Origin of the sequence: Candidimonas sp. SYP-B2681 (assembly GCF_003971065.1) — a bacterium.
Classification (GTDB): Bacteria; Pseudomonadota; Gammaproteobacteria; order Burkholderiales; family Burkholderiaceae_B; genus Pollutimonas.
This window is the reverse complement of record NZ_RYDV01000001.1, coordinates 430,741-452,600: the sequence shown is the minus strand read 5'-3', so window position 1 is coordinate 452,600 and position 21,860 is coordinate 430,741. Positions and strand designations below refer to the sequence as shown.

Sequence of the window (21,860 nt, the reverse complement as noted above, 5' to 3'; positions counted from 1 at the left end):
AATTCTGGCTCTCCGTCGTTTTAATGCCTGTTACCGCCTTATGATGCCAGGCAGAAAATCATTCCCACTCAATCGTCGCTGGAGGTTTGCTGGAGACGTCGTACGTCACCCGGTTGATCCCGCGGACTTCATTAATGATGCGCGATGACACTTTCTTAAGCAGCGCATAAGGAAGTTCCGCCCAATCGGCGGTCATGAAGTCGGACGTTTGCACCGCCCGCAAGGCGACCACGTAGTCATAGGTGCGGCCGTCGCCCATTACCCCTACCGATTTTACCGGCAGGAACACAGCGAATGCCTGCGACGTCAGGTCGTACCAGCTTTTGCCGCTGACTGTGTCTATGGTTTTGCGCAACTCTTCGATGAAGATAGCATCGGCTTTACGCAAGAGGTCGGCAAATTCGTGTTTGACTTCGCCCAGAATCCGCACGCCCAAGCCTGGACCCGGGAAAGGATGGCGATACACCATCGCAGGCGGAAGGCCCAGAGCAATACCCAGCTTGCGGACCTCGTCTTTGAACAGTTCGCGCAACGGTTCGAGTAACTTCAGATTCAGCGTATCGGGAAGTCCGCCAACGTTATGGTGCGACTTGATCGCCACAGCTTTCCCGGTTTTTGCGCCCGCCGATTCGATGACATCGGGGTAGATGGTGCCCTGTGCTAGCCAGCGCGCATTGGCAAGCTTGCCCGCTTCAGACTGGAACACCTCGACGAATTCTTTCCCTATGACCTTACGCTTGGCTTCCGGATCGCTGACACCTTGCAGTTTGCCAAAGAACTGGTCGGTGGCGTCGACATGAATGACCTTGATGCCAAAATGATCGGCGAACGTTTCCATGACTTGCTTGGCTTCATTCAAACGCAACAAGCCATGGTCCACAAAGACGCAGGTAAGCTGGTCGCCGATTGCTTTGTGAATCAGCGCGGCAGCCACTGACGAGTCCACCCCGCCGGACAAGCCCAAAATGACCTCGTCGCTACCAACCTGAGCCTGGATATGTGCAACCGCCTCGGCCACGTAGTCGGGCATGTTCCAATCGCGATTGCAGCCGCAGATTTCAGTGACAAAGCGAGCCAATATGGCTTCGCCCTGCGCCGTATGGGTCACTTCGGGATGGAACTGCACCCCGTAAAATCCACGCTTTTCATCGGCCATGCCTGCGACCGGACACGATGGTGTAGAGGCCATGAGCTTGAATCCCGGAGGAAGCGCAGTAACCTTGTCACCGTGACTCATCCATACTTTCAGCATTCCGTGACCCTCGACCGTAGTGAAGTCCTCGAGGCCGTCCAGCAATTTTGTATGCCCGTGCGCGCGCACTTCGGCATAACCGAATTCGCGATGATCGGACCATTCGACCTTGCCGCCCAACTGAATTGCCATTGACTGCATGCCGTAGCATATGCCCAGCACCGGCACACCAGCTTCGAACACCCTCGCCGGGACCTTGAGCGATTCCTCGTGGTAGGCGGAGGCATGACTGCCAGACAGAATAATGCCCTTCAAGCCCTCGAAGCCCTCGATGAAGGCGTTATCAACGTCACCCGGATGGATTTCGCAATAGACACCGGCTTCGCGAACGCGCCGGGCAATAAGTTGAGTGACTTGTGAACCGTAATCGAGAATAAGAATGCGCTGATGCATGGCAGAAACAGGAAAAAGAAAGCAAGGCATTAATGTAACGTATTGAGCCCTGTTACGCTGGCAGTTATGGCCCATTACGGCTACAGTTTCGTGTAACAAGGAACCTACATGCAATCCAGGCAGCTGGCTGTCGCACTTTCATTCTCTGGTTTTATCGCGTTGGCGGTCGCCATGGGCGTAGGCCGTTTCGCTTTCACGCCCATGCTGCCGCTGATGCAAGCCGACTCAGGCCTGGATCTGGCACAAGGCGGTTGGCTGGCCAGCGCCAATTACGTGGGTTACCTGGTCGGCGCCTTGATGGCGGCGCGATTGCCATGGCCGGCCTCCATACCGCTGCGCGCCGGATTAATCTTGGTCGTCTCGACGACAGCGCTGATGGGCATCACAGAAAGCTGGTCGAGCTGGTTGATCTGGCGATTTATTGCCGGAGTAAGCAGCGCTTGGGTCTTGGTCAGCACCTCGTCGCTGTGCCTGTCGCGGCTGGCGGCACTAGGGCATCCGCAGCGTGCGGGGCTGGTATTTTCCGGTGTCGGCTGCGGCATTGCCGCTGCCGGATTGCTTTGCATGGCGATGAGCGTAGCCGCAGTGCCGTCTTCCTATGCGTGGCTGCTGCTGGGCATCATGGCTTTGCTCGGAACACTATGTGCGCGCCGTCTATGGGCTGACCCAACGTCGCCACCCTCTCCCGCAATGGCGGCTGCACCCGACGGCTCCACAGCCACCTCAGCCAGTACCCGCTGGATATTGATCTGCTGCTATGGATTGTTTGGATTCGGCTATATTTTGCCGGCCACCTTTCTTCCCGCGCAGGCCCGGCTACTGGTCGATGACCCTGTCCTTTTCGGCCTTGCTTGGCCCATTTTCGGTCTCGCTGCAGCCGCGTCCACTGTGGCCGTCGGGAGTTTGACGACTCGCTTCCCGCGCCGCCATGTGTGGGCAGGTGCTCAGATCGTTATGGCGGCGGGCGTGCTGCTTCCCGTGGTTTGGCCCAGCCTGTCCGCCATCGCGCTGGCTGCCATAGGTATCGGGGGCACATTTATGGTGATAACGATGCTAGGCATGCAAGAAGCACAAGCCGTCGCCGGACCTACCGGCGCACGCAGGCTGATGGGCGCACTGACGGCGTCATTTGCTGCCGGACAACTTGCCGGGCCAATATTTTTTAGTTTGACTCACACGTATTTTGCAGCCGATCTAACTTTTGCCCTGATATTGGCCGCTGCCGGGCTAATCTTTAGCAGTGGACTGCTATTAAAAAAGGCGCCGTAGCGCCTTTTTAGCAGAGCAACGAATTCGGGACCGCAGCCCCGAACCTTGCGTATACCTATTCAGCCCGATAGTTCGGCGCTTCTTTGGTAATTTGCACGTCATGCACATGCGATTCGCGGATGCCTGCCGACGTAATTTCGACGAATTCAGCCTTGGTGCGCATTTCTTCGATCGAGGCACAACCGCAATATCCCATTGAAGCGCGAATACCGCCTATCAACTGATAAATAATAGCTATGACGCTTCCCTTGTAAGGAACCCGCCCTTCGATGCCTTCTGGCACGAGCTTGTCGACATTGTTGGTGGGATCCTGGAAATAACGGTCTGCCGAGCCGTCGGCCATGGCACCGAGGCTACCCATGCCGCGATAGGATTTGTATGAACGGCCCTGGAATAACACAACTTCGCCCGGCGCCTCTTCGGTTCCCGCGAACATACCGCCCATCATGCATGCCGATGCGCCTGCCGCAAGGGCTTTGGAAACGTCGCCCGAATAACGAATGCCGCCATCGGCAATTAACGGCACGCCGGTTCCTTCGAGCGCTTTCGAAACGTCGGCGATAGCGGTAATTTGAGGCACACCGACACCGGCGACAATACGCGTGGTGCAGATCGAACCCGGGCCGATACCCACTTTGACGCAATCGGCTCCCGCCTCAACCAACGCCCTGGCAGCCGCCGCCGTGGCAATATTGCCACCAATAACCTGAATCTTTGGATAATTCTTTTTTACCCAGCGTACGCGCTCGATGACGCCCGCTGAATGGCCATGCGCCGTATCGACGACGATGACATCCACTCCGGCATTTGCCAGTTTTTCTACACGTTCTTCGGTGCCTTCGCCCACGCCGACCGCCGCGCCCACTCGCAACTGCCCCTGACTATCTTTCGATGCACTGGGATGTTCGGTGTTTTTGACGATGTCCTTGACGGTTGCCAGGCCGCGCAACTCGAACTTGTCGTTGACGATAAGCACGCGCTCGAGCCGATGCTGGTGCATAAGTGCCTGCGCTTCATTAAGCGTGGCGCCTTCCTTCATCGTGATGAGCCGTTCTTGCGGCGTCATGATGTCGCGCAATGGCAGATCAAGACGGTCTTCAAAGCGAAGATCGCGATTGGTGACAATGCCGACCAGTTTGCCCGCTTCCACCACAGGCAAGCCGGAAAAACCGTGCTGACGCTGCAATGCGATGGCATCGCGAACTTTCATGGTGGGGGTAACCGTCACCGGATCGATAACAATTCCGAACTCATGACGCTTGACGCGCGCAACCTCGCGAGCCTGTTCATTAGCGGTGAGATTCTTGTGTACGATACCAATACCGCCTTCCTGAGCCATGGCGATTGCCAGGCGGGATTCGGTCACGGTATCCATGGCGGCAGAGACCAGCGGAATATTCAGCGTGATGTCGCGGGTAAAGCGAGTCGCTAAAGAAACATCGCGAGGCAGTATTTCGGAATACGCAGGAACCAACAACACATCGTCGAAGGTGAGCGCTTTCTTGATTAGACGCATAAAACAGCTCCGTGCAAAGCAAGATTATACGCGAACTTAGGGTCTTTACCTATCGCGCCAGTACTGGGGGATCCGGCGCCCTATGGCGCCATGATCCCGGTCGAACTATTTCAACCACACGCGTGCATTCTGAAACATGCGCATCCATGGACTGTACCCGCCATGCGCAGCGCCAGCGGCGCCCTTATCTTCGGAGCCCCAGGCATCCGGTGCCCACGACATCATGACGTTGCGCGTAACGCGCTCGGGATGAGGCATCAACACGGTGAAGCGGCCATCATCAGTGGTCACACCGGTCAGGCCCTGAGGACTGCCGTTCGGGTTGTAGGGATATTGCTCGGTTGCCTTGCCCTGATTATCAACGAAGTTCAAGGCATTTCTGACGTGAGCCAATGAACCCTGGGTAGCGAAGTTCGCATAACCTTCGCCGTGCGCTACCGCCACCGGGACCCGTGTACCGGCCATGCCTTGCAAGAATAACGATGGAGAATCGGCGATTTCCACCATCGACAGCCGAGCCTCGTATTTTTCAGACTGATTACGGGTGAAGCGCGGCCAATGTTCGGCGCCCGGAATCATGCTGGATAACGCCGCCATCATTTGGCAACCGTTGCAGACACCCAGCGCAAACGTATCGGAACGAGCGAAATAAGAGGCAAACTGGTCAGCCAGTTGATTGTTGAAGCGAATGGTTCTTGCCCAGCCCTCGCCCGCACCGAGCACGTCGCCGTAACTGAACCCGCCCACCGCGACTAAACCTTGCACATCGTCCAAACGGGCCCGGCCGGACAAGAGATCGGTCATGTGCACGTCGAGCGCCTCGAAGCCGGCCTTATCGAAAGCCCAGGCCATTTCAACCTGGCTGTTACAACCCTGTTCGCGCAGAATAGCCACTTTGGGGCGTTTGCCCATGTTGATAAATGGAGCGGCGATATCCTCTTGCGGATCAAAGGAAACGACAGGACTCAGGCCCCGGTCCGACTTGTCCAGCCAAATATCGAATTCGGCTTGAGCACATTCAGGATTGTCGCGCAGCGCCATGATCCTGCGCGTTACTTCGCTCCATTGCTGACCCAGCTCGGCTCGTGACTTCTGGTAGATGCACTTGCCGTCGCGGAATATCTGGATCTCATCTTCTTTGTTCAGACTACCTACGACATGCGAATGGGCAGACAATCCAACCGCGCGCAACTGTTGCAATACGCCATCGCGTTGCGCCAAAGGCACCTGGATAACCGCCCCGGCCTCTTCAGCGAACAGGGCTTTCAGCGTGATTTCGTCACGTTGGACCGCTATTTGTTCGGGCCGTATTTTGTAATCACCCCAATCGGCAGCCACGGGATCGATCGTGAGCATATCCAGATTGATGGACACGCCGACATGACCGGCAAAAGCCATTTCGCATACCGTCGCTAACAAGCCGCCGTCAGAGCGGTCGTGATAGGCCAGAATCCGGCCGTCGGCTGCCAACTGTCGCAGGACGGTGAAAAAAGTGGCCAAGGCGGCAGCATCGGTCATATCGGGAACCGCGGTTCCGACCTGATTGAAAGCCTGTGCAAAGACCGACGCTCCCAGGCGTTGCTGCCCGAACCCCAAATCAATAAGAATCAGCGCGGTCTCGCCGGCATCAGTGCGCAATTGAGGGGTCAGCGTGGCCCGAACATCGGCCACTGGGGCGAACGCTGTCACGATCAACGACACGGGAGCCAATACTTCACGTGCCTCGCCGTCCTGTGACCATGCGGTGCGCATGGAAAGCGAGTCTTTGCCTACCGGGATGGACAAGCCTAGTTGCTGACACCACTGGCTGATGGCCGAGACCGTATCGTATAAGGCAGCGTCCTGGCCTGCCGCACCGCAGGCGGCCATCCAGTTGGCGGACAATTTAATATCTTTCAGCGACTGCACATCGCTTGCCACCAGGTTGGTAAGTGCTTCGGCAATCGCCATACGCCCCGAAGCTGGTGCATCGATCATGGCAATGGGAGTACGCTCGCCCATCGCCATCGCTTCGCCGCGCACGCCTTCGAAATCGGCCAGAGTAACCGCGCAGTCGGCAACTGGAATTTGCCATGGACCGACCATTTGATCACGGCTGCTAAGCCCGCCCACGGAGCGATCGCCAATGGTAATCAGGAAATTCTTGTTAGCTACCGTCGGATGCCGCAAGACACGCGATATGGCCTCGTCAAGTTCAATCCCGGTAAGATCCAGCTCGCCCCCAACGCCAGCGACACGCTGAACGTCTCGTGTCATGCGCGGTGGCTTACCTAGTATGACATCGACCGGCACGTCGACAGGCCGTAGGTCAGTACGCAGGCTGGCATCAGGAGCCTCTGCCACGCCGGGCAGTCCCTCGCCGTAGGTGACACGCAGTTGACGCTCTTCAGTGGCTACTCCAACGACGGCGTACGGGCAGCGTTCGCGCTTGGCTAGCAGGTCGAATCGCGGAAGGTCTTCCGGCATGATGGCCAGAACATAGCGTTCCTGCGACTCGTTGCTCCATATCTCGGCAGCCGATAAACCCGACTCTTCGAGATGAACTTGCTGCAATTCGAAGATCGCGCCGCGCCCTGCATCGTTAACCAGTTCCGGAAACGCGTTAGACAGGCCACCTGCGCCGACGTCGTGGATTGCCAGAATCGGGTTGTTCTCGCCCTGCTGCCAGCACCGATCAATGACTTCCTGGGCCCGTCGCTCGAGCTCGGGATTGCCGCGCTGCACCGAATCGAAATCCAGTTCCGCGCTATTCGTGCCGGCACTCATGCTGGATGCCGCGCTGCCACCCATACCGATCCGCATGCCAGGGCCGCCTAGTTGAATCAGCAAGGCGCCGGGAGGAATAGGATCTTTATGTGTAAGACGATCGTCAATAGAACCCAGCCCGCCGGCAATCATAATGGGCTTGTGATAGCCCCAGCGGACATCGCCGGCCGTCTGTTCAAACGTACGAAAATAGCCAAGCAAGTTGGGACGGCCGAATTCATTATTGAATGCCGCGCCTCCGATAGGCCCTTCGATCATGATGTCCAGCGGGCTTGCTATGCGGTCGGGCGAACCGTGCGCATCGCTTTCCCAGGGCTCGAGAGCATCTTTGAAACGTAGATTTGAAACGGTAAATCCTGTCAGGCCCGCCTTGGGCTTGGAACCACGGCCTGTGGCGCCCTCATCGCGGATCTCGCCGCCGGCGCCCGTTGCCGCTCCCTGGAATGGCGCTATCGCGGTAGGATGATTATGCGTCTCTACCTTCATTAGCGTATGGACGAGCGCCTGATGGTGTTCGTAGCTCGCGGTGGAATTTGTCCGGCCAGCATGAAACAGGGTTGCCTGCCCGCCCGTCATAATTGCAGAATTGTCGGAGTACGCCACCACCGTGCCTTCAGGCTGGGCGGCGTGCGTTTCCCGAATCATGCCAAACAGCGTATTCGATTGTTTTTCACCGTCGATAACCCACTCGGCGTTGAATATCTTGTGCCGGCAGTGTTCGCTATTGGCCTGCGCAAACATCATAAGTTCGACGTCGCTAGGATTGCGTCCCAATTGCGTGAAAGCGGCTTCCAGGTATTCCACCTCGTCCTCCGACAAGGCAAGGCCCAGCGTGCGGTTGGCTTGCTCCAGAGCCGCCTGCCCCTGGCCTATAACGTCGATGGTTTGAATCGGCTTGCCGGGCAATGATGCGAACAGCGCGGCCCCGTCAAACGAGGCGTCCATTACGGTTTCGGTCATGCGATCGTGCAGGCAATCTGCAATTTTTGCCAATTGTGCTGCATCGATTGGTTTGGATCCCAACAAACCGCGGGTTGGCGTCAAGGTGTAGCGTATACCGCGTTCAATGCGCCGTACTGCAGGCAGGCCGCAATTGTGGGCAATATCACTTGCCTTGCTTGCCCAGGGCGAAACGGTGCCGAGCCGGGGGAAGACACGCAGTACCAGTGAGTTTTTACCTTCCTTTTCAGCTGGCACCATGGAACCGTAGTCAAGAAGCTGCTCGAGGCGCGTTTGATCGGCAGAGCTTAGCTGTGCGTCGGACCATACATAGTGTTCGAAACGGCCGTTAATGTCGGCGACAGGAAGATCGAGTTCGGCAAACCGTTGCAACAATCGCTCACGGCGAAACGATGACAAGACCGACGAACCAAGTAGATGCTGGATAGAATTCACGATACGACGCAGGCAAAAGGAGGAAAACGACTCATTTTACCTGCTTGTGCGCCAAGGCGGATTTGCCCGGCGCGCGCTGCGAGGATATCAGCACCTAAGGATAGATGACTTCCAGAATATCCAGTTCGTCGATACCCGCGGGAGTGCGTAAGGTGACCGTATCGCCTTCGCGTGCTTTGGTCAGCGCCCGGGCAACCGGTGAAATCCAACTGATCTTGCCCTGCAAGGGTTCAGCCTCATCCACACCCACAATCGTAATACGAAATTCTTGTCCGGCTTTGTCGGAATAGACGACGGTTGCACCAAAGAAAATCTGCTCCCTGTTCGGCTGAGCAGCAGGATCGACCACTTCTGCGATTTCCAGCCGCTTGGTCAGAAAGCGCATGCGCCGGTCGATCTCGCGCAGGCGCTTCTTCCCGTACAGATAATCGCCATTCTCGGAGCGGTCACCATTGGATGCCGCCCATGACACAATTTGAACAACGGACGGGCGTTCCACTGTCATTAATTGCGCGAGCTCGTCACGCAAATTTTGATAGCCTTGAACGGTGATGTAGTTCTTGGTGCCGGCGGGAAGCTTGATGTCCTCGGGACCCAAATCTTCATCATCGTCGTTATCGGACTCTTTTACAAAGGCTTTATTCATATCAGATCCAATCATGCCAAATGGGCTTCACGCCAGACGGCAGCGACGGCAGGTCGCCCAGGTCCAGCCGTGCTTCTTTGGGGCTGTGGAAGTCTGAACCGCAAGAAGCCATGAAACCGTAATGCTGCGCCACTTTTGCATATTCAACATATTGATCAGGCGTATGGCTGCCTGTGATGACTTCAATACCCGTGCCGCCAAGTTCCTTGAATTGTTCAAACAAGGCGTCGGCTTGCAGCGGTGAAAAACTGTACCGACCAGGATGGGCGATGGCTGCACGGCCTCCGGCGCCAATAATCCAACTTACCGCTTCTGCCAGCGTCGACCATTGCACCCGCACGTTGGCCGGCTTGTTTTCACCCAGGTATTTATCGAAAACCGCCTGCATGTTCTTGCAATACCCCCGCTCTACCAGGAAACGGGCAAAATGCGTCCGACTGACCAATGAGGGGTTCGCGGCAAAGGCCAACGCGCCCTCGTAACTGTCGGGGACGCCCATTGACGTCAATCGGTCCGCCATCTCGCGAGCACGTATCGAGCGCCCTTCACGTATGCCCGCCAACCCGGCAAGCAGGCCGGAATCGAACTCATCAATGCCTAGTCCCAACACGTGGACGCTTTGCTTCGCCCAAGTCACCGAGATTTCCACCCCGGAGACAAAAGCCATGCCAAGCGATTCGGCCTCGGCGCGCGCTTGTGCCAGCCCCGAGACCTCATCATGATCGGTCAAGGCCCACAAGCTAACCCCATTGGCGTGCGCCCGCGCAGCTAGTTGTGCTGGGGTCAGGACGCCGTCTGAAATCGTGGAATGGGAATGTAAATCGACTTTGATAAGCGAGTTCTCCGGTTGGTAAGCCCTGGGCAGGGCTAGATGCGCTACCGACAAAAACTCAGTTTACGACGTTTGGCTACCCAATAGAAACGCCTCTACGGGATCAATCTGATCGTCGCTGCGAAACGTAGGCGCATGGCCGACATGAGGCACCTTATGCAAACGGGCGTTGTGATTCCTGGCGAGCATTTCATCGGCAACTTCGGCTGTCAGCAAATCAGATTCTTCACCCCGCACAACCAGAATGGGGGACGCAATACTTTCATAAGCGGCCCACAACATGGCCTCGGAAGCCTGCACCTTCTCTTCCGATTGATCAGCAAACGGCTCCGCAATGCGCAAGTCGTAGTGTTTAGCCCATTGATCACCTTGCTGGTTGAACACATAGCGCGTTAGCTCTTCCCACCCCTTCTGGTCGTGCGTGCCAAAGCCCGACGATACTGAACGCACGTAATTCACAGCATGTTCAAAGGTATCGAAATTCATAGGCTCACCCACATATTCCGCAATGCGAGACAAGCCGGAAAAACTAAGCTTTGGGCCTATATCATTGAGCACCACTTTGCCCAACACCAGGGTTTGGTCCGCGCGCAGACCAGACTCACCACGAGGGGGTCTGAGCAATGCCGACACTGCCAGGGTGCCGGCCATCCCCATGCCTATCAAGCCGCCCATTGAAGTCCCGACCCAATCGAGCTGCGAGGGGTTAAGACGCGCGATAAGGGTCAGCATATCAGCCACATATTGTGGCACTACGTATCCGGCGGCATTGATAAGCCAGTCAGATTTGCCGCGTCCGACCACGTCGGGGCACACCACGCGATAGTGTTTGGCCAATCGCTGTGCCAGACGATCGAAATCACGGCCAGTACGGGTAAGGCCATGAACGCACAGCAGAACCCGTGCGTTGTGTGGGTCGCCCCATTCCCAGTAGGCCATGCGGTGCGCGCCTGCCGGACTGCAACACATTACATAGTCGAGTCGCGGTTGAAGCTGGCCGTCTGGCGTGTAGGAATTAGTCATGGAGCACTCACTACAAAAGGGAAGTTGATTGTAGCTTAGCGCTAAACATGCACAGCGTGCCCCAATGCTCGAAGTGCGGCTTCTTGCACGGCTTCGCCCAGCGAGGGATGAGCATGAATGGTTCCGCCGACATCCTCGAGGCGCGATCCCATTTCGAGAGACTGCGAAAAAGCGGTGCTTAGCTCGGAAACCCCGCGGCCGACCGCTTGCCAACCAACGATTAGGTGATCGTCGCGGCGCGCCACCACCCGCACAAAGCCCTCGGTCGATTCAAGCGTCATGGCGCGGCCATTCGCGGCAAACGGAAAAACCGCGCTGATGAAATCAATTCCCGCCTGCTCGGCCTCGTGTGGCGAGAGGCCTGAAACGACAATCTCAGGATCAGTAAAACATATCGCCGGAATCGACGCGGGCGAGAAGCGACGGCGCTTGCCGCCGATAATTTCGGCCACCATCTCGCCCTGCGCCATCGCCCGATGCGCCAGCATGGGCTCGCCCGTGATGTCTCCGATCGCCCATACATTACGCATAGAGGTACGGCATTGATCATCGATCCGTACGGCCGACCCCGTCATATCAAGCATCAACGACTCCAGTCCGAGATCCGCCGTGCGGGGCCGCCGCCCGACCGCCACCAGCACCTGCTCGACTGCAAGCGTGGACTCTTCTCCTTCCGTGCTTTTCAGGCGCAGCCTGGAATACCCTTCGTCCATACCTAACACCGTGCAGGACAAATGGACAGAAATGTCCAATTTCTTTAAGGCGTTCAACACCGGTTTGGCAAGTTCAGCATCGTAGGCGGGAAGAATGCGGTCCTGAGCTTCGATGATGCTTACCTTGACGCCCAGCTTGCTGTAGGCCATACCGAGCTCAAGACCGATATACCCTGCTCCGACGACCGCCAGGGTCGGCGGAAGTGTTGCGGGAGACAGCGCTTGCGTTGACGAAATCACCGGCCCTCCGAATGGCATAAACGGTAGTTCTACAGGTAGCGAACCGGTAGCCAGCAACAAGTGTTCGCAGGTAATAAGCAAGGGCGTGCCACCCTCGCTACCCGATTGAGCAACTTCGACCGTTTTCCCGTCGATAATCCGCGCCCACCCGGTGATCACCTTGACTCCGTTTTTCTTTAGTAGCGTTTTTACTCCGCCGGTTAGCCGGTCGACGATGCCATCCTTCCAGGAAATGGTTTTGGAAACGTCGATATCAGCCGAACCTACCGTTATGCCGAGCGGCGAACGGGCGCGATACTGCGCTAATTTGTAGAACTCTTCGGCAGCGTGTATGAGCGCTTTAGACGGAATGCAGCCAATATTAAGACAAGTTCCACCCACCGCTTGCCCTTCCACCAGCGTAGTCGAGATGCCGAGCTGGGCAGCCCGTATGGCGGCCACATAGCCCCCGGGTCCGGCGCCAATAATCAATAAGGTGCTGGTGGGCATGGCTTCTTCCTACTCGACGAATAACAGGGCAGGACATTCAAGATAGCCCCTTATACGCTGAATAAATTCGGCAGCATGAAGTCCGTCTACCACCCGATGATCGAACGATGATGACAAGTTCATGATCTTGCGCGCGACCACGGCCCCCGCGAGGATGACAGGACGTTCGACAATACGGTTGACGCCGACGATTGCGACTTCTGGATAATTAACCACCGGAGTCGAAACAATACCGCCCAATGGCCCTAAGCTGGTAAGGGTGATGGTAGAACCGGAAAGCTCATCCCGCGCCACGTGGCCATCGCGGGCCGCCTCGGCAAGGCGCTTGATCTCAGCCGCGCATGACCATAGGTCGCGGGATTCCGAATGGCGCATGACCGGCACCATCAGGCCGGCGGGTGTCTGCGCGGCAATCCCCATATGAACGGCACCGTAACGCGTGACCACGCCGTTCTCATCATCGAAGCGGGCGTTGATCTGGGGAAATTCGCCTAATGCAAGGACCATGGATCGAACCAAAAAAGGCAAAATAGTAAGTTTGCCGCGGGTGTCTCCCCACTGCTGATTCAAACGCAATCGCAGAATCTCGAGCTCGGTAACGTCGACCTCCTCGACATAGGTAAAGTGCGGAATACGACGCTTGGATTCCTGCATCTTCTGGGCGATTTTGCGCCTTAGCCCGATGACAGGAACCTGCTCCTCGTCGTCGCGGACAGCAAACGAGGTGCTGCGCACCGCCACAGTCCCAGCTGATTTGCCATGATCGAGATAGGTATCAAGGTCATGATGGGTAATTCGACCCGACGGCCCGCTGCCAGCGACATATTGCAGTTCGATGCCCAAATCCCAGGCTCTTTGACGTACTGCGGGCGACGCCAGTGGTTTGCCGCCGTCCGGCCGCGCGGCGCCTAAGCCTGCGTGCTGCGGCGCTTTATCTTTCAGCGCGGCAGCGTTGGATGCAGTGCTAGGTACGACTGCAGCTTCCCGGTCACCGCTTACCCACAGCGACGAAATTTCCGGGCTAGCGGGTTCTTCGGCGGTATCAGGCTGCTTCGCCGCCGCTAAGGGTGCAGACTGGATATCGGGACGAGCCGAGGCGGCGACATTGCCGCTACCTTCGACCTCGAGCCGAATCAGTTCGGAGCCGACTGCCATGACTTGACCAACTTTTCCGCCCAGCGACACTATCTTTCCGTGGACCGGCGATGGCACTTGCACCGTCGCTTTATCGGTCATCACGTCGGCCAACAGTTGGTCTTCGACTACGGTGTCGCCAGGTTGAACATGCCACTCCACCAGTTCGACCTCGGCAATTCCTTCGCCGATATCGGGCATTTTTATAATGTGAATTCCCATCGTTACGCCTCCATCACGCGTCGGTAGGCGTCTGCCACGCGCTTGGGACTTGGAAAGTATGCCCATTCATGGGCGTGTGGGTATGGCGTATCCCAACCGGCAATCCGTTCGATAGGGGCCTCGAGATGGTAAAAACAGTGTTCCTGGATAAGCGCAATCAATTCCGCGCCGAAACCGCCCGTTTGTGTGGCCTCGTGCAAGACAACGCAGCGGCCAGTTTTGCGGACCGAGTTCACAATCGTTTCCAGGTCGAGCGGCCATAAACTGCGCAGGTCGATAATTTCGGCATCGACCCCGGATTCCTCGGCCGCTACGGTGGCCACAAAAACCATCGTGCCATAAGCTAATACGGTAAGCGCGTTTCCCTTGCGAAAAACCGAGGCGGACTCGAGAGGCACGGTGTAATAACCATTCGGGACGTTGCCCAAGGGATGCTTGGACCACGGTACGACCGGCTGATCGTGATGCCCATCGAAGGGCCCGTTATATAAACGTTTCGGCTCGAGAAAAATAACTGGATCATCGCACTCGATCGATGCGATCAGCAGGCCTTTGGCATCGTAGGGATTCGACGGCATGACCGTTCGCAGACCACTGACATGGGTGAACAGAGCCTCGGGGCTCTGGCTATGGGTTTGTCCTCCGTAGATGCCTCCACCGCATGGCATCCGTATGGTCAGCGGAGCGATAAAATCACCGGCCGACCGATATCGCAAACGTGCGGCTTCAGAAACAATCTGATCAGTAGCAGGATAGAAATAATCAGCAAACTGAATCTCGACCACCGGGCGTAAACCATAAGCACCCATGCCTACCGCGGCGCCCACAATTCCCCCCTCGGATATGGGAGCATCAAAAACGCGATCGTGGCCGTATTTGGCCTGAAGGCCTTCGGTACAGCGAAACACACCACCGAAGTAGCCGACGTCCTGCCCGAATATGACAACATTATCATCGCGCTCGAGCATGATATCCATGGCAGACCTTAAGGCCTGAATCATTGTCATGCGGGTCGATTTCTGCTTAATGGAAGTATCGTCCATGCTCACACTCCCGCTTGCTGACGTTGACGGCGCAGATGCCATGGCATGTCTTTATAGACATCTTCGAACATGGTGGCGACGCTTGAAGCTTGACCCGTGGCAAGCGTGCCGTGGCTTTCCGCCTGCTTTTGCGCCGCGACGACTTCCGCTTCGAACTGTTTCTGAGTTTGCTGATGCTCGTCGTCTGACCAGGCACCAATACCGATAAGGTGCTGCTTCAAGCGATCAATTGGGTCGCCCAGCGGAAATCGCGCCCAATCATCGGCCGGACGGTACTTGGAGGGATCATCGGAAGTGGAATGCGGGCCAGCGCGATAAGTAACCCATTCAATAAGCGTCGGCCCAAGATTGCTTCGCGCGCGCTCGACCGCCCACTGCGAAACGGCATAGACGGCCAGGAAGTCGTTCCCATCGACGCGCAAAGAGGCGATGCCACTGCCCACGCCGCGTGCTGCAAAAGTCGTACTTTCGCCGCCCGCCAGCGCCTGGAATGACGATATTGCCCATTGATTATTGATGACATTAAGGATGACAGGGGCTTGATACACATGGGCGAAGGTGAGCGCTGTCTGGAAATCAGCCGCAGCAGTCGCGCCATCGCCTATCCAGGCTGACGCAATTTTTGTATCGCCTTTGATCGCAGAAGCCATGGCCCAACCTACCGCCTGCACAAACTGCGTGGCAAGATTTCCCGAGATGGAAAAAAACCCGGCGTCGGGCACCGAATACATAACGGGCAGTTGCCGACCCTTTAAATGGTCTCGGTCGTTGGAAAACAGCTGGCACATCATGTCGAACAACGGCACGTCTTGTGTGATCAGCAAGTTTTGTTGACGATATGACGGAAAACACATGTCGCCCTTGGAAAGCGCCATGATCTGCGCTGTACCTATGGCTTCCTCGCCCAGGCTTTGCATGTAGAAGGACATTTTTTTCTGGCGCTGAGCGATCAGCATGCGTGCGTCATAGATGCGCGTCTTCATCATCGATTGAAGACCCTTGCGCAATACCTGAACGTCAATCGGCTGCGCCCACGGCCCTTTGGCGATTCCGTCGTCGTCCAGAACACGCACCAGCGTGTAGGCAAGGTCGGTGGTATCGATCGCCGATGTGTCCAAGGGCGGCTTGCGGACCAAACCGGCCGGAGCCAGACGAAGATAGGAAAAATCAGTGGCGTGGCCGGGTCGCCCAGGAGGCTCGGGCACATGGAGCCGTAACGGAATGTGTTGTCTCATGCTTGCTTCAGAAAATGTCTTGTGGAATTTTTGAAACGCTACTGGTTTTTATATGCCATCTTGTGGACGGTTGATTCCATCATCGCCCATAAATTTCCAATTCGCAAGCATTGCCATACAGGGAAATTCCGGAGGCTATCGGGTCTGCCAATAACGCGGCGAGAACTGCCGTTCGCTGTACGCCAGCAAGCCCGCGGCCCGCGACCGCATGGTGATCGCCCCGTGCTGGTCGGTACGCCAGAATGCCGCGCCATAGTCCTGCCAGCGTCGCTCGACCAAAGGGCTGGGATGCCCATAGCGATTCCATAAGCCCGCTTGCGCTATGACATGACTCGCCCCTACGGCACTGACAAATTGATCACTGGATGAGTTTTTTGAACCATGATGAGCGGCTAGCACGACGTCTATGTGACCCAGCCCCCTGTCCAGTAAGCTTGCCTCCTGCAAGGTACCGATGTCTCCTGGAAGCAGCACGGAATGGTGTTGTCCGCGAATTCTAAGCACGCAACCATAATCGTTGCGTTGTCTTCGCCGTACTGCACGGCCTGTTGCAGGCGGCTTAAGCGGCCACAAAAATTCGAAGGCCACACCATCTATGTGCCAGGTCATCCCGTACTCGCAGGCAGACATGGCCAGTGGCAATGGCGGCACGTGCCCCGGCGCACCCAGCAAGCCTGCTTCTCGCTCGAGGTAATCCGACAAACTGAACGAGCTATAGGACTGCTCTACCGGCATGGCCTGCAGTAAACTTCGCACACCACCGGCGTGGTCGATATCGGCGTGCGAAACCACCAGAACGTTCAGCTTCTTAATGCCTTTTGATCGCAAAAAAGGCCAGATGGTGCGCGCGCCGTCATCGGAGGTAGCGCTGCTGCGAAGGCCAGTATCAAACAGCAAGGAATGACGCGCCGTTTGTACGACTATTGCACTTGCCTGGCCGACATCCAGCGCATACAGATTCCAACCGCCCTGTGGCGGGCGTGGCGGAGACCACAATAACGCCGGCAGCATGAATAGCCAGGCCATATTGCGATAAGGAATTCCATATGGCATAACGGCAAGCAATAGCCCGAGCATTGCAATAAGAGTCAGCCACAGGGGTGCCGCAGCGACGTTGAAATTGGCGGCGCGGAAATCAGCCAACCAGACTGTCGGCACCATAGTGAATTCAAGTGCGGCATGGCCCAGCCACGCAAAAGATGTGGCCAGATAATCAAACCCCGGAACCAAAGAAGCGCCGGCCAGCAACAACGACAAAGGGGTGACGACCACACTGATCACCGGAATGGCGTAGACGTTGGCAAGCGGTGAAACAAGAGAGACTTCGTAAAAGATGAGCGCCAGCAACGGCATCAATCCTACGGTTATCGCCAGCTGCAAACGTGTCGCAGTAGCAATAAAAACGCGACACCGCTGCCAACGCGAAACTGGCCTTTTGCCTACCGGATGGCCCCACCAACCGGCACTCGCCATCAACACATAAACGGCTCCGAACGACAGCCAGAAGCCACTGGCCATAAGCGCCCAGGGGTCCAATATGACCACCGCAAAAGCGACCAAGGATAAAAGACGGGAAGCATTCAGAGGCAACTTGAGCAAATAAGCCAGCGCGACCACCAATAGCATCAGGAAAGTCCGTCGTGCGGGGACGCCCCATCCGGCCAGCAGGCAATACAACCATGCAAGCAATAAAGCCGCCATAGCGCCCGCGACTTGGGCAGGAAGACGTTCAGCCCAGGCGTGATGGCGAAATCGTAGGCGGCGCCATAGCAGGAAAACCAGTGATCCTGCCAGCGCCGCAATCATCGTTATGTGGGAACCGCTGATTGAGACCAGGTGCGTGATACCTGTGCGGTTAAATACCTGCCAGTCGGCTGCATCGACACTCGCCTGGTCCCCAATGGCCAAGGCCAGCAATACGGCCCCGTACCGCTTGCCTTCCAGATAGGGCTGCATGGCTGCACGTACATAGTATCGTGCCCGCTGTGCAATTACCGGCAAACTTGCCCAGGGTTCGTCACCCATATATAAGGGTGTACCCCTGACACTTCCTGTAGCGCGAATGCCATGCGCAAATAGATAAGATTCGTAGTCGAAGGCGTGCGGATTCCTGTTCCCGTTCGGATTCTTCAAGGTAAGCGACATGCGCCATACTTGACCGGGAATAATCTCGGGAAAATACGGCTTTGCGTCGTCGGACGACGCGCGATCTCGCCTGCCATACGGACCGGCCCAGTTCGGTGCCGTCCAAGATACCTGGATGCGCGAAGGTACCCCCTGAGGTATTGAGGACAACACTTCGGCTTCGAACTGACGACTATCGGGACCCAATCGAGGTAGCGCCGCAACGCGCAGCACGACCCTGGATACCTTATTTTCATTGCTGGCATCCAGAGCATCGGCCAAACGATGTTCTGCCCGTGCAATCGTCAGCAGCAGCCCCGCCAATGCCGCCCATAAGGGCAAGAGCGTACGCCACCGATATTGAGGTGCCAGCCAATATGCCAAGGTGGATGCCATCCCCGCAGCGGCCAGCACCCCGGCCTTCACGGCGTGATTGGGCAAAAAGGGAAAACAATGTACGGCCCCCGTCGCGGCTACGAAGGCCAGCAAGCAAATGCGCCCCGTCACGCCTAATCGCCTCCCAAATGGCCAAGCATAAAGGTGGCGTCAGCGTAAAAGCGCTTGAGACGTGCGGGATTATCCTGCCGGATACTACCTATGCATATCGGCGAGTGGCAGCAAACCGCTCATTACGCTGCGCAACGCCCGGCGCGCTGCGTGACTCGGAAAGCCAGTTTCAAGATCAACGGATCAAGGCATCGGCCAGGCGCGGCAGGCTGCGCAAGGCGTTGGCCGCCGTAGCTGCCGTGATGTCTTCTGTCGTGGTTTGTCGAAGTCCGGCCAGAACGTCAGCGATTCGGGCGACTTCGAAGGGTTCATTCCTGGGCGCCGCTGCACCCGGCTTGACCAGCCATTCCGGGGGAATGTCAGGTGCATCGGTCTCCAGCACCAGCGTGTCCAGTGGCAACTGTTCGGCAAGCCGCCGTATCTGCAGGGCGCGTGTAAAGGTCATGGCGCCGCCGAAACCCAGCGTGAATCCCTGCTCGATGAACTGCCCGGCTTGTTGAAAGCTGCCATTGAAAGCATGCGCGATGCCTCCTATTTTCGGTCGCCGGCGTAGATGCTTCAGAAGAAGATCCTGCGACCGGCGCACATGCAGCAGCACCGGTAAATCGTAGCGTAGCGCTAGATCCAGCTGGGCAACATAAAAGGCCTCTTGCTTTACGCGCATTCCAGTTTCTTTCAATGCGGGAATAAAGAAATCCAGCCCTATTTCTCCAATCGCGACAAACCTGTGGTCGCTAAGCGAGCGCTCTATTCGGCGTTCCAGCTCCACAAGATCCGACTCTTTGGCATCGGGAACGCTAATTGGGTGGATACCGAGAGCATAGCTGCCGCCCTGAAAGGAACAAGCCAGCGCGCGTACGGCCTCAAAATTGGAACGTGCCACGGCTGGAATCACTATCGCGTGAACAGCTTGTTTGCGGGCACGCTCGATGACCGCATCCCGATCGGCATCGAATTCCCTTGCGTCAAGATGACAGTGAGTATCGATCAACATTCGTACATCTCCTGCGGCGTCCTGGCTAAGTACGTGTCCCGTAGCGATGCCGGTCACGGCCTCAAACCGTGCCGGCGAGCAAACTTTAGATATTCAAAGGTGGCACTTCCGGATCAACCAGCCGACCTTTGTCCATCGACAATTGCCGATGCGCGAGCGATGCCAGTGCAGAATCATGCGTGACAATCGCAAACGCCGTACCGAATTCACGGTTCATTCGCACGAGCAGGTCGAACATGCTTTCGGCAGTATTGCGATCCAGATTGCCAGTGGGCTCGTCGGCCAGCACGCAGGCTGGCTTGGTTACCAAAGCGCGCGCCAAGGCAACGCGCTGTCGCTCACCGCCTGATAACTGGCCGGGATAATGATCGACGCGCGCCCCCAGCCCGACCTGTTCCAATACGATCTGGGCCTGCTCGCGAGATTTATTCCGATTTTCGCGTCGCACAATCAGCGGCATGGCAACATTGTCGAGCGCGGAAAATTCAGGCAACAGGTGATGAAACTGGTATACGAAACCCAGATTCCGGTTGCGTAAGTGGCTGCGCTGGGCCTCGCTCAGCCCGCTGGCCGACGTCCCGTTTACGAATACTGATCCTGAAGTCGGGAGGTCGAGCAAACCCAAGGTGTGCAGCAAAGTACTCTTTCCCGAGCCGGACGCACCGACAATGGCCACCATCTCGCCCTGGTCGACATGCAGGCTGACATCGCGCAACACTTCAATCGCCTGCCCGCCTTCGTAATAGGTTTTGACAAGATTACGAGCGTTTATGGCGTGAACAACGGGAGCATTAGTCATGGCGCAGGACCTCGGCGGGTTGTAGACTGGACGCGCGCCAGCTGGGATATAAGGTAGCCAGTAACGATAGAACCAGCGACGTGACTGCCACGATAGTAATGTCGGTCAGTTGCGGGTTGGATGGCAATTCGCTGATGAAGTAGATTTGCTGGGGCAAGAATTGCACGCCGAACAGTCGCTCGATGAATGGCACGATGACATCGATGTTGTAGGCCACCAGCATGCCAAAGACCACGCCAAGCAACGTGCCGACAATTCCTATCAATGATCCTTGCACAAGGAATATTTTTGCAATTTCGCGCGGGCTGGCTCCTAGCGTGCGCAATATCGCGATATCTGAACGCTTATCCTTGACCGCCATGACCAGAGACGACAACAAGTTGAATGCAGCCACCGCAACGATCAACGCGAGAATCAAGAACATCATGCGTTTTTCCGTTTGCACGGCAGCAAACCACGTGCGGTTATTCAAAGTCCAGTCTTGGGCTCTGACGAACGGCGGCAAGGTTTTGACAAGCTCGCGGGCGACCAGAGGGGCTTGCTGCATATCGTTGATGCGCAGCCGGACGCCACTGGTTCCGCTGTCGCGGAATACCTTGGCGGCGTCCTGGTAATTGACAAAAGCCAACGTGGCGTCATATTCATAGTAGCCGGACGAAAATATGCCGCTAACGGTAAACTGCCGCATCCGGGGAGCGAATCCAGCCGGAGATATCGACCCCTGAGGCGCCAGCACCATTACGGTGTCTCCCGGACCTACGCCCAGGGTGTTGGCAATCTGGTTGCCCAGCACAACAGAAAAGCTTCCCGGCTTCAAGGCGGCAATATCGCCGGCTATCATTTGACCGGCCACGTCTGATACCGAACTTTCCCTTTGCGGGTCGATGCCGCGAATCTGGACCCCACTCAAGGCTTCGCCACGGACAATCATCCCTTGCGCCGCAACAAACGGCGCCGTCCCGGCAACATTCGAATTCTTTTCAGCTATTGCAGCTATTTCGGGCCACTGGGCCAGCACCTGTTCTGGATCCATGCGAGGAACATACAATTCGATATGCGGCAAAACCGAAAGCATCCGATCCCTGACTTGGGTCTGGAATCCGTTCATTACCGACAACACGATAATCAAGGCCGCAACGCCCAGGGCGATCCCTGCCATCGAGCTGGCTGCGATAAAAGATACAAAGCGGTCGCCGCGACCCGCCCGGCGCTTGGACCGCGCCAGACCCGCGTAGCGCGCGCCTATCCAAAATTCATAAGACATCGTT

The 21,860-nt window shown here is 56.8% G+C and carries 15 protein-coding genes; 1 reads left to right on the top strand and 14 read right to left on the bottom strand.

All coding sequences use genetic code 11. The features are described from left to right. Positions 1-58: 58 nt before the first annotated feature. A complete protein-coding gene (gene guaA / locus EKL30_RS02160; RefSeq protein WP_126705993.1) occupies positions 59-1,645 on the bottom strand; it encodes a glutamine-hydrolyzing GMP synthase in 1,587 nt (528 codons plus the stop codon). A gap of 108 nt (positions 1,646-1,753) precedes the next feature. Here guaA and EKL30_RS02155 point away from each other — a divergent pair, with 108 nt between their 5' ends. Next, positions 1,754-2,914 (top strand): YbfB/YjiJ family MFS transporter, encoded by a 1,161-nt coding sequence (locus EKL30_RS02155; RefSeq protein ID WP_126705536.1) that lies wholly within the window; start codon positions 1,754-1,756, stop codon positions 2,912-2,914. A 55-nt stretch (positions 2,915-2,969) separates the two neighbouring features. Here the strand turns inward: EKL30_RS02155 and guaB are convergent, their stop codons facing one another. The 13 genes from guaB to EKL30_RS02090 form a co-directional block, all read right to left on the bottom strand. Continuing rightward, positions 2,970-4,430, bottom strand: coding sequence for an IMP dehydrogenase (guaB, locus tag EKL30_RS02150; RefSeq protein WP_126705535.1), 1,461 nt, complete (start codon positions 4,428-4,430; stop codon positions 2,970-2,972). Between the two features lie 105 nt (positions 4,431-4,535). Then, entirely contained in the window at positions 4,536-8,591 is a 4,056-nt protein-coding gene (gene purL / locus EKL30_RS02145; protein WP_126705534.1) for a phosphoribosylformylglycinamidine synthase, read from the bottom strand. A gap of 94 nt (positions 8,592-8,685) precedes the next feature. Further along, on the bottom strand, positions 8,686-9,237 hold the full coding sequence (gene greB / locus EKL30_RS02140; RefSeq protein WP_126705533.1) for a transcription elongation factor GreB: 552 nt from the start codon (positions 9,235-9,237) through the stop codon (positions 8,686-8,688). Between the two features lies 1 nt (position 9,238). Next, on the bottom strand, positions 9,239-10,123 hold the full coding sequence (locus tag EKL30_RS02135) for a 3',5'-nucleoside bisphosphate phosphatase (protein ID WP_370246204.1): 885 nt from the start codon (positions 10,121-10,123) through the stop codon (positions 9,239-9,241). A gap of 9 nt (positions 10,124-10,132) precedes the next feature. After that, positions 10,133-11,092, bottom strand: coding sequence for an alpha/beta fold hydrolase (locus EKL30_RS02130; RefSeq protein ID WP_233582670.1), 960 nt, complete (start codon positions 11,090-11,092; stop codon positions 10,133-10,135). 41 nt (positions 11,093-11,133) lie between these two features. Further along, positions 11,134-12,534 carry a dihydrolipoyl dehydrogenase gene (gene lpdA, locus EKL30_RS02125; protein WP_126705532.1) on the bottom strand — a complete coding sequence of 467 codons (1,401 nt, stop codon included), beginning with the start codon at positions 12,532-12,534 and terminating at the stop codon, positions 11,134-11,136. Positions 12,535-12,543: 9 nt separating this feature from the next. Next, the gene (locus tag EKL30_RS02120) at positions 12,544-13,890 is read right to left on the bottom strand and encodes a dihydrolipoamide acetyltransferase family protein (protein WP_126705531.1); all 1,347 of its coding nucleotides are present in this window, start codon (positions 13,888-13,890) and stop codon (positions 12,544-12,546) included. Between the two features lie 2 nt (positions 13,891-13,892). Beyond that, positions 13,893-14,933 carry an alpha-ketoacid dehydrogenase subunit beta gene (locus tag EKL30_RS02115; protein ID WP_126705530.1) on the bottom strand — a complete coding sequence of 347 codons (1,041 nt, stop codon included), beginning with the start codon at positions 14,931-14,933 and terminating at the stop codon, positions 13,893-13,895. Between the two features lie 2 nt (positions 14,934-14,935). Further along, positions 14,936-16,168, bottom strand: a complete 1,233-nt coding sequence (locus tag EKL30_RS02110; protein ID WP_126705529.1) for a 3-methyl-2-oxobutanoate dehydrogenase (2-methylpropanoyl-transferring) subunit alpha — start codon at positions 16,166-16,168, stop codon at positions 14,936-14,938. Between the two features lie 135 nt (positions 16,169-16,303). Further along, entirely contained in the window at positions 16,304-18,799 is a 2,496-nt protein-coding gene (locus EKL30_RS02105; RefSeq protein ID WP_126705528.1) for a DNA internalization-related competence protein ComEC/Rec2, read from the bottom strand. 175 nt (positions 18,800-18,974) lie between these two features. Beyond that, complete coding sequence (locus EKL30_RS02100) at positions 18,975-19,793, bottom strand: TatD family hydrolase (protein WP_126705527.1); 819 nt, start codon at positions 19,791-19,793, stop codon at positions 18,975-18,977. 85 nt (positions 19,794-19,878) lie between these two features. Then, complete coding sequence (gene lolD / locus EKL30_RS02095) at positions 19,879-20,592, bottom strand: lipoprotein-releasing ABC transporter ATP-binding protein LolD (RefSeq protein ID WP_126705526.1); 714 nt, start codon at positions 20,590-20,592, stop codon at positions 19,879-19,881. Then, a complete protein-coding gene (locus EKL30_RS02090) occupies positions 20,585-21,856 on the bottom strand; it encodes a lipoprotein-releasing ABC transporter permease subunit (protein WP_126705525.1) in 1,272 nt (423 codons plus the stop codon). Before EKL30_RS02090 ends, lolD begins: the two co-directional genes overlap by 8 nt. Positions 21,857-21,860: the final 4 nt, after the last annotated feature.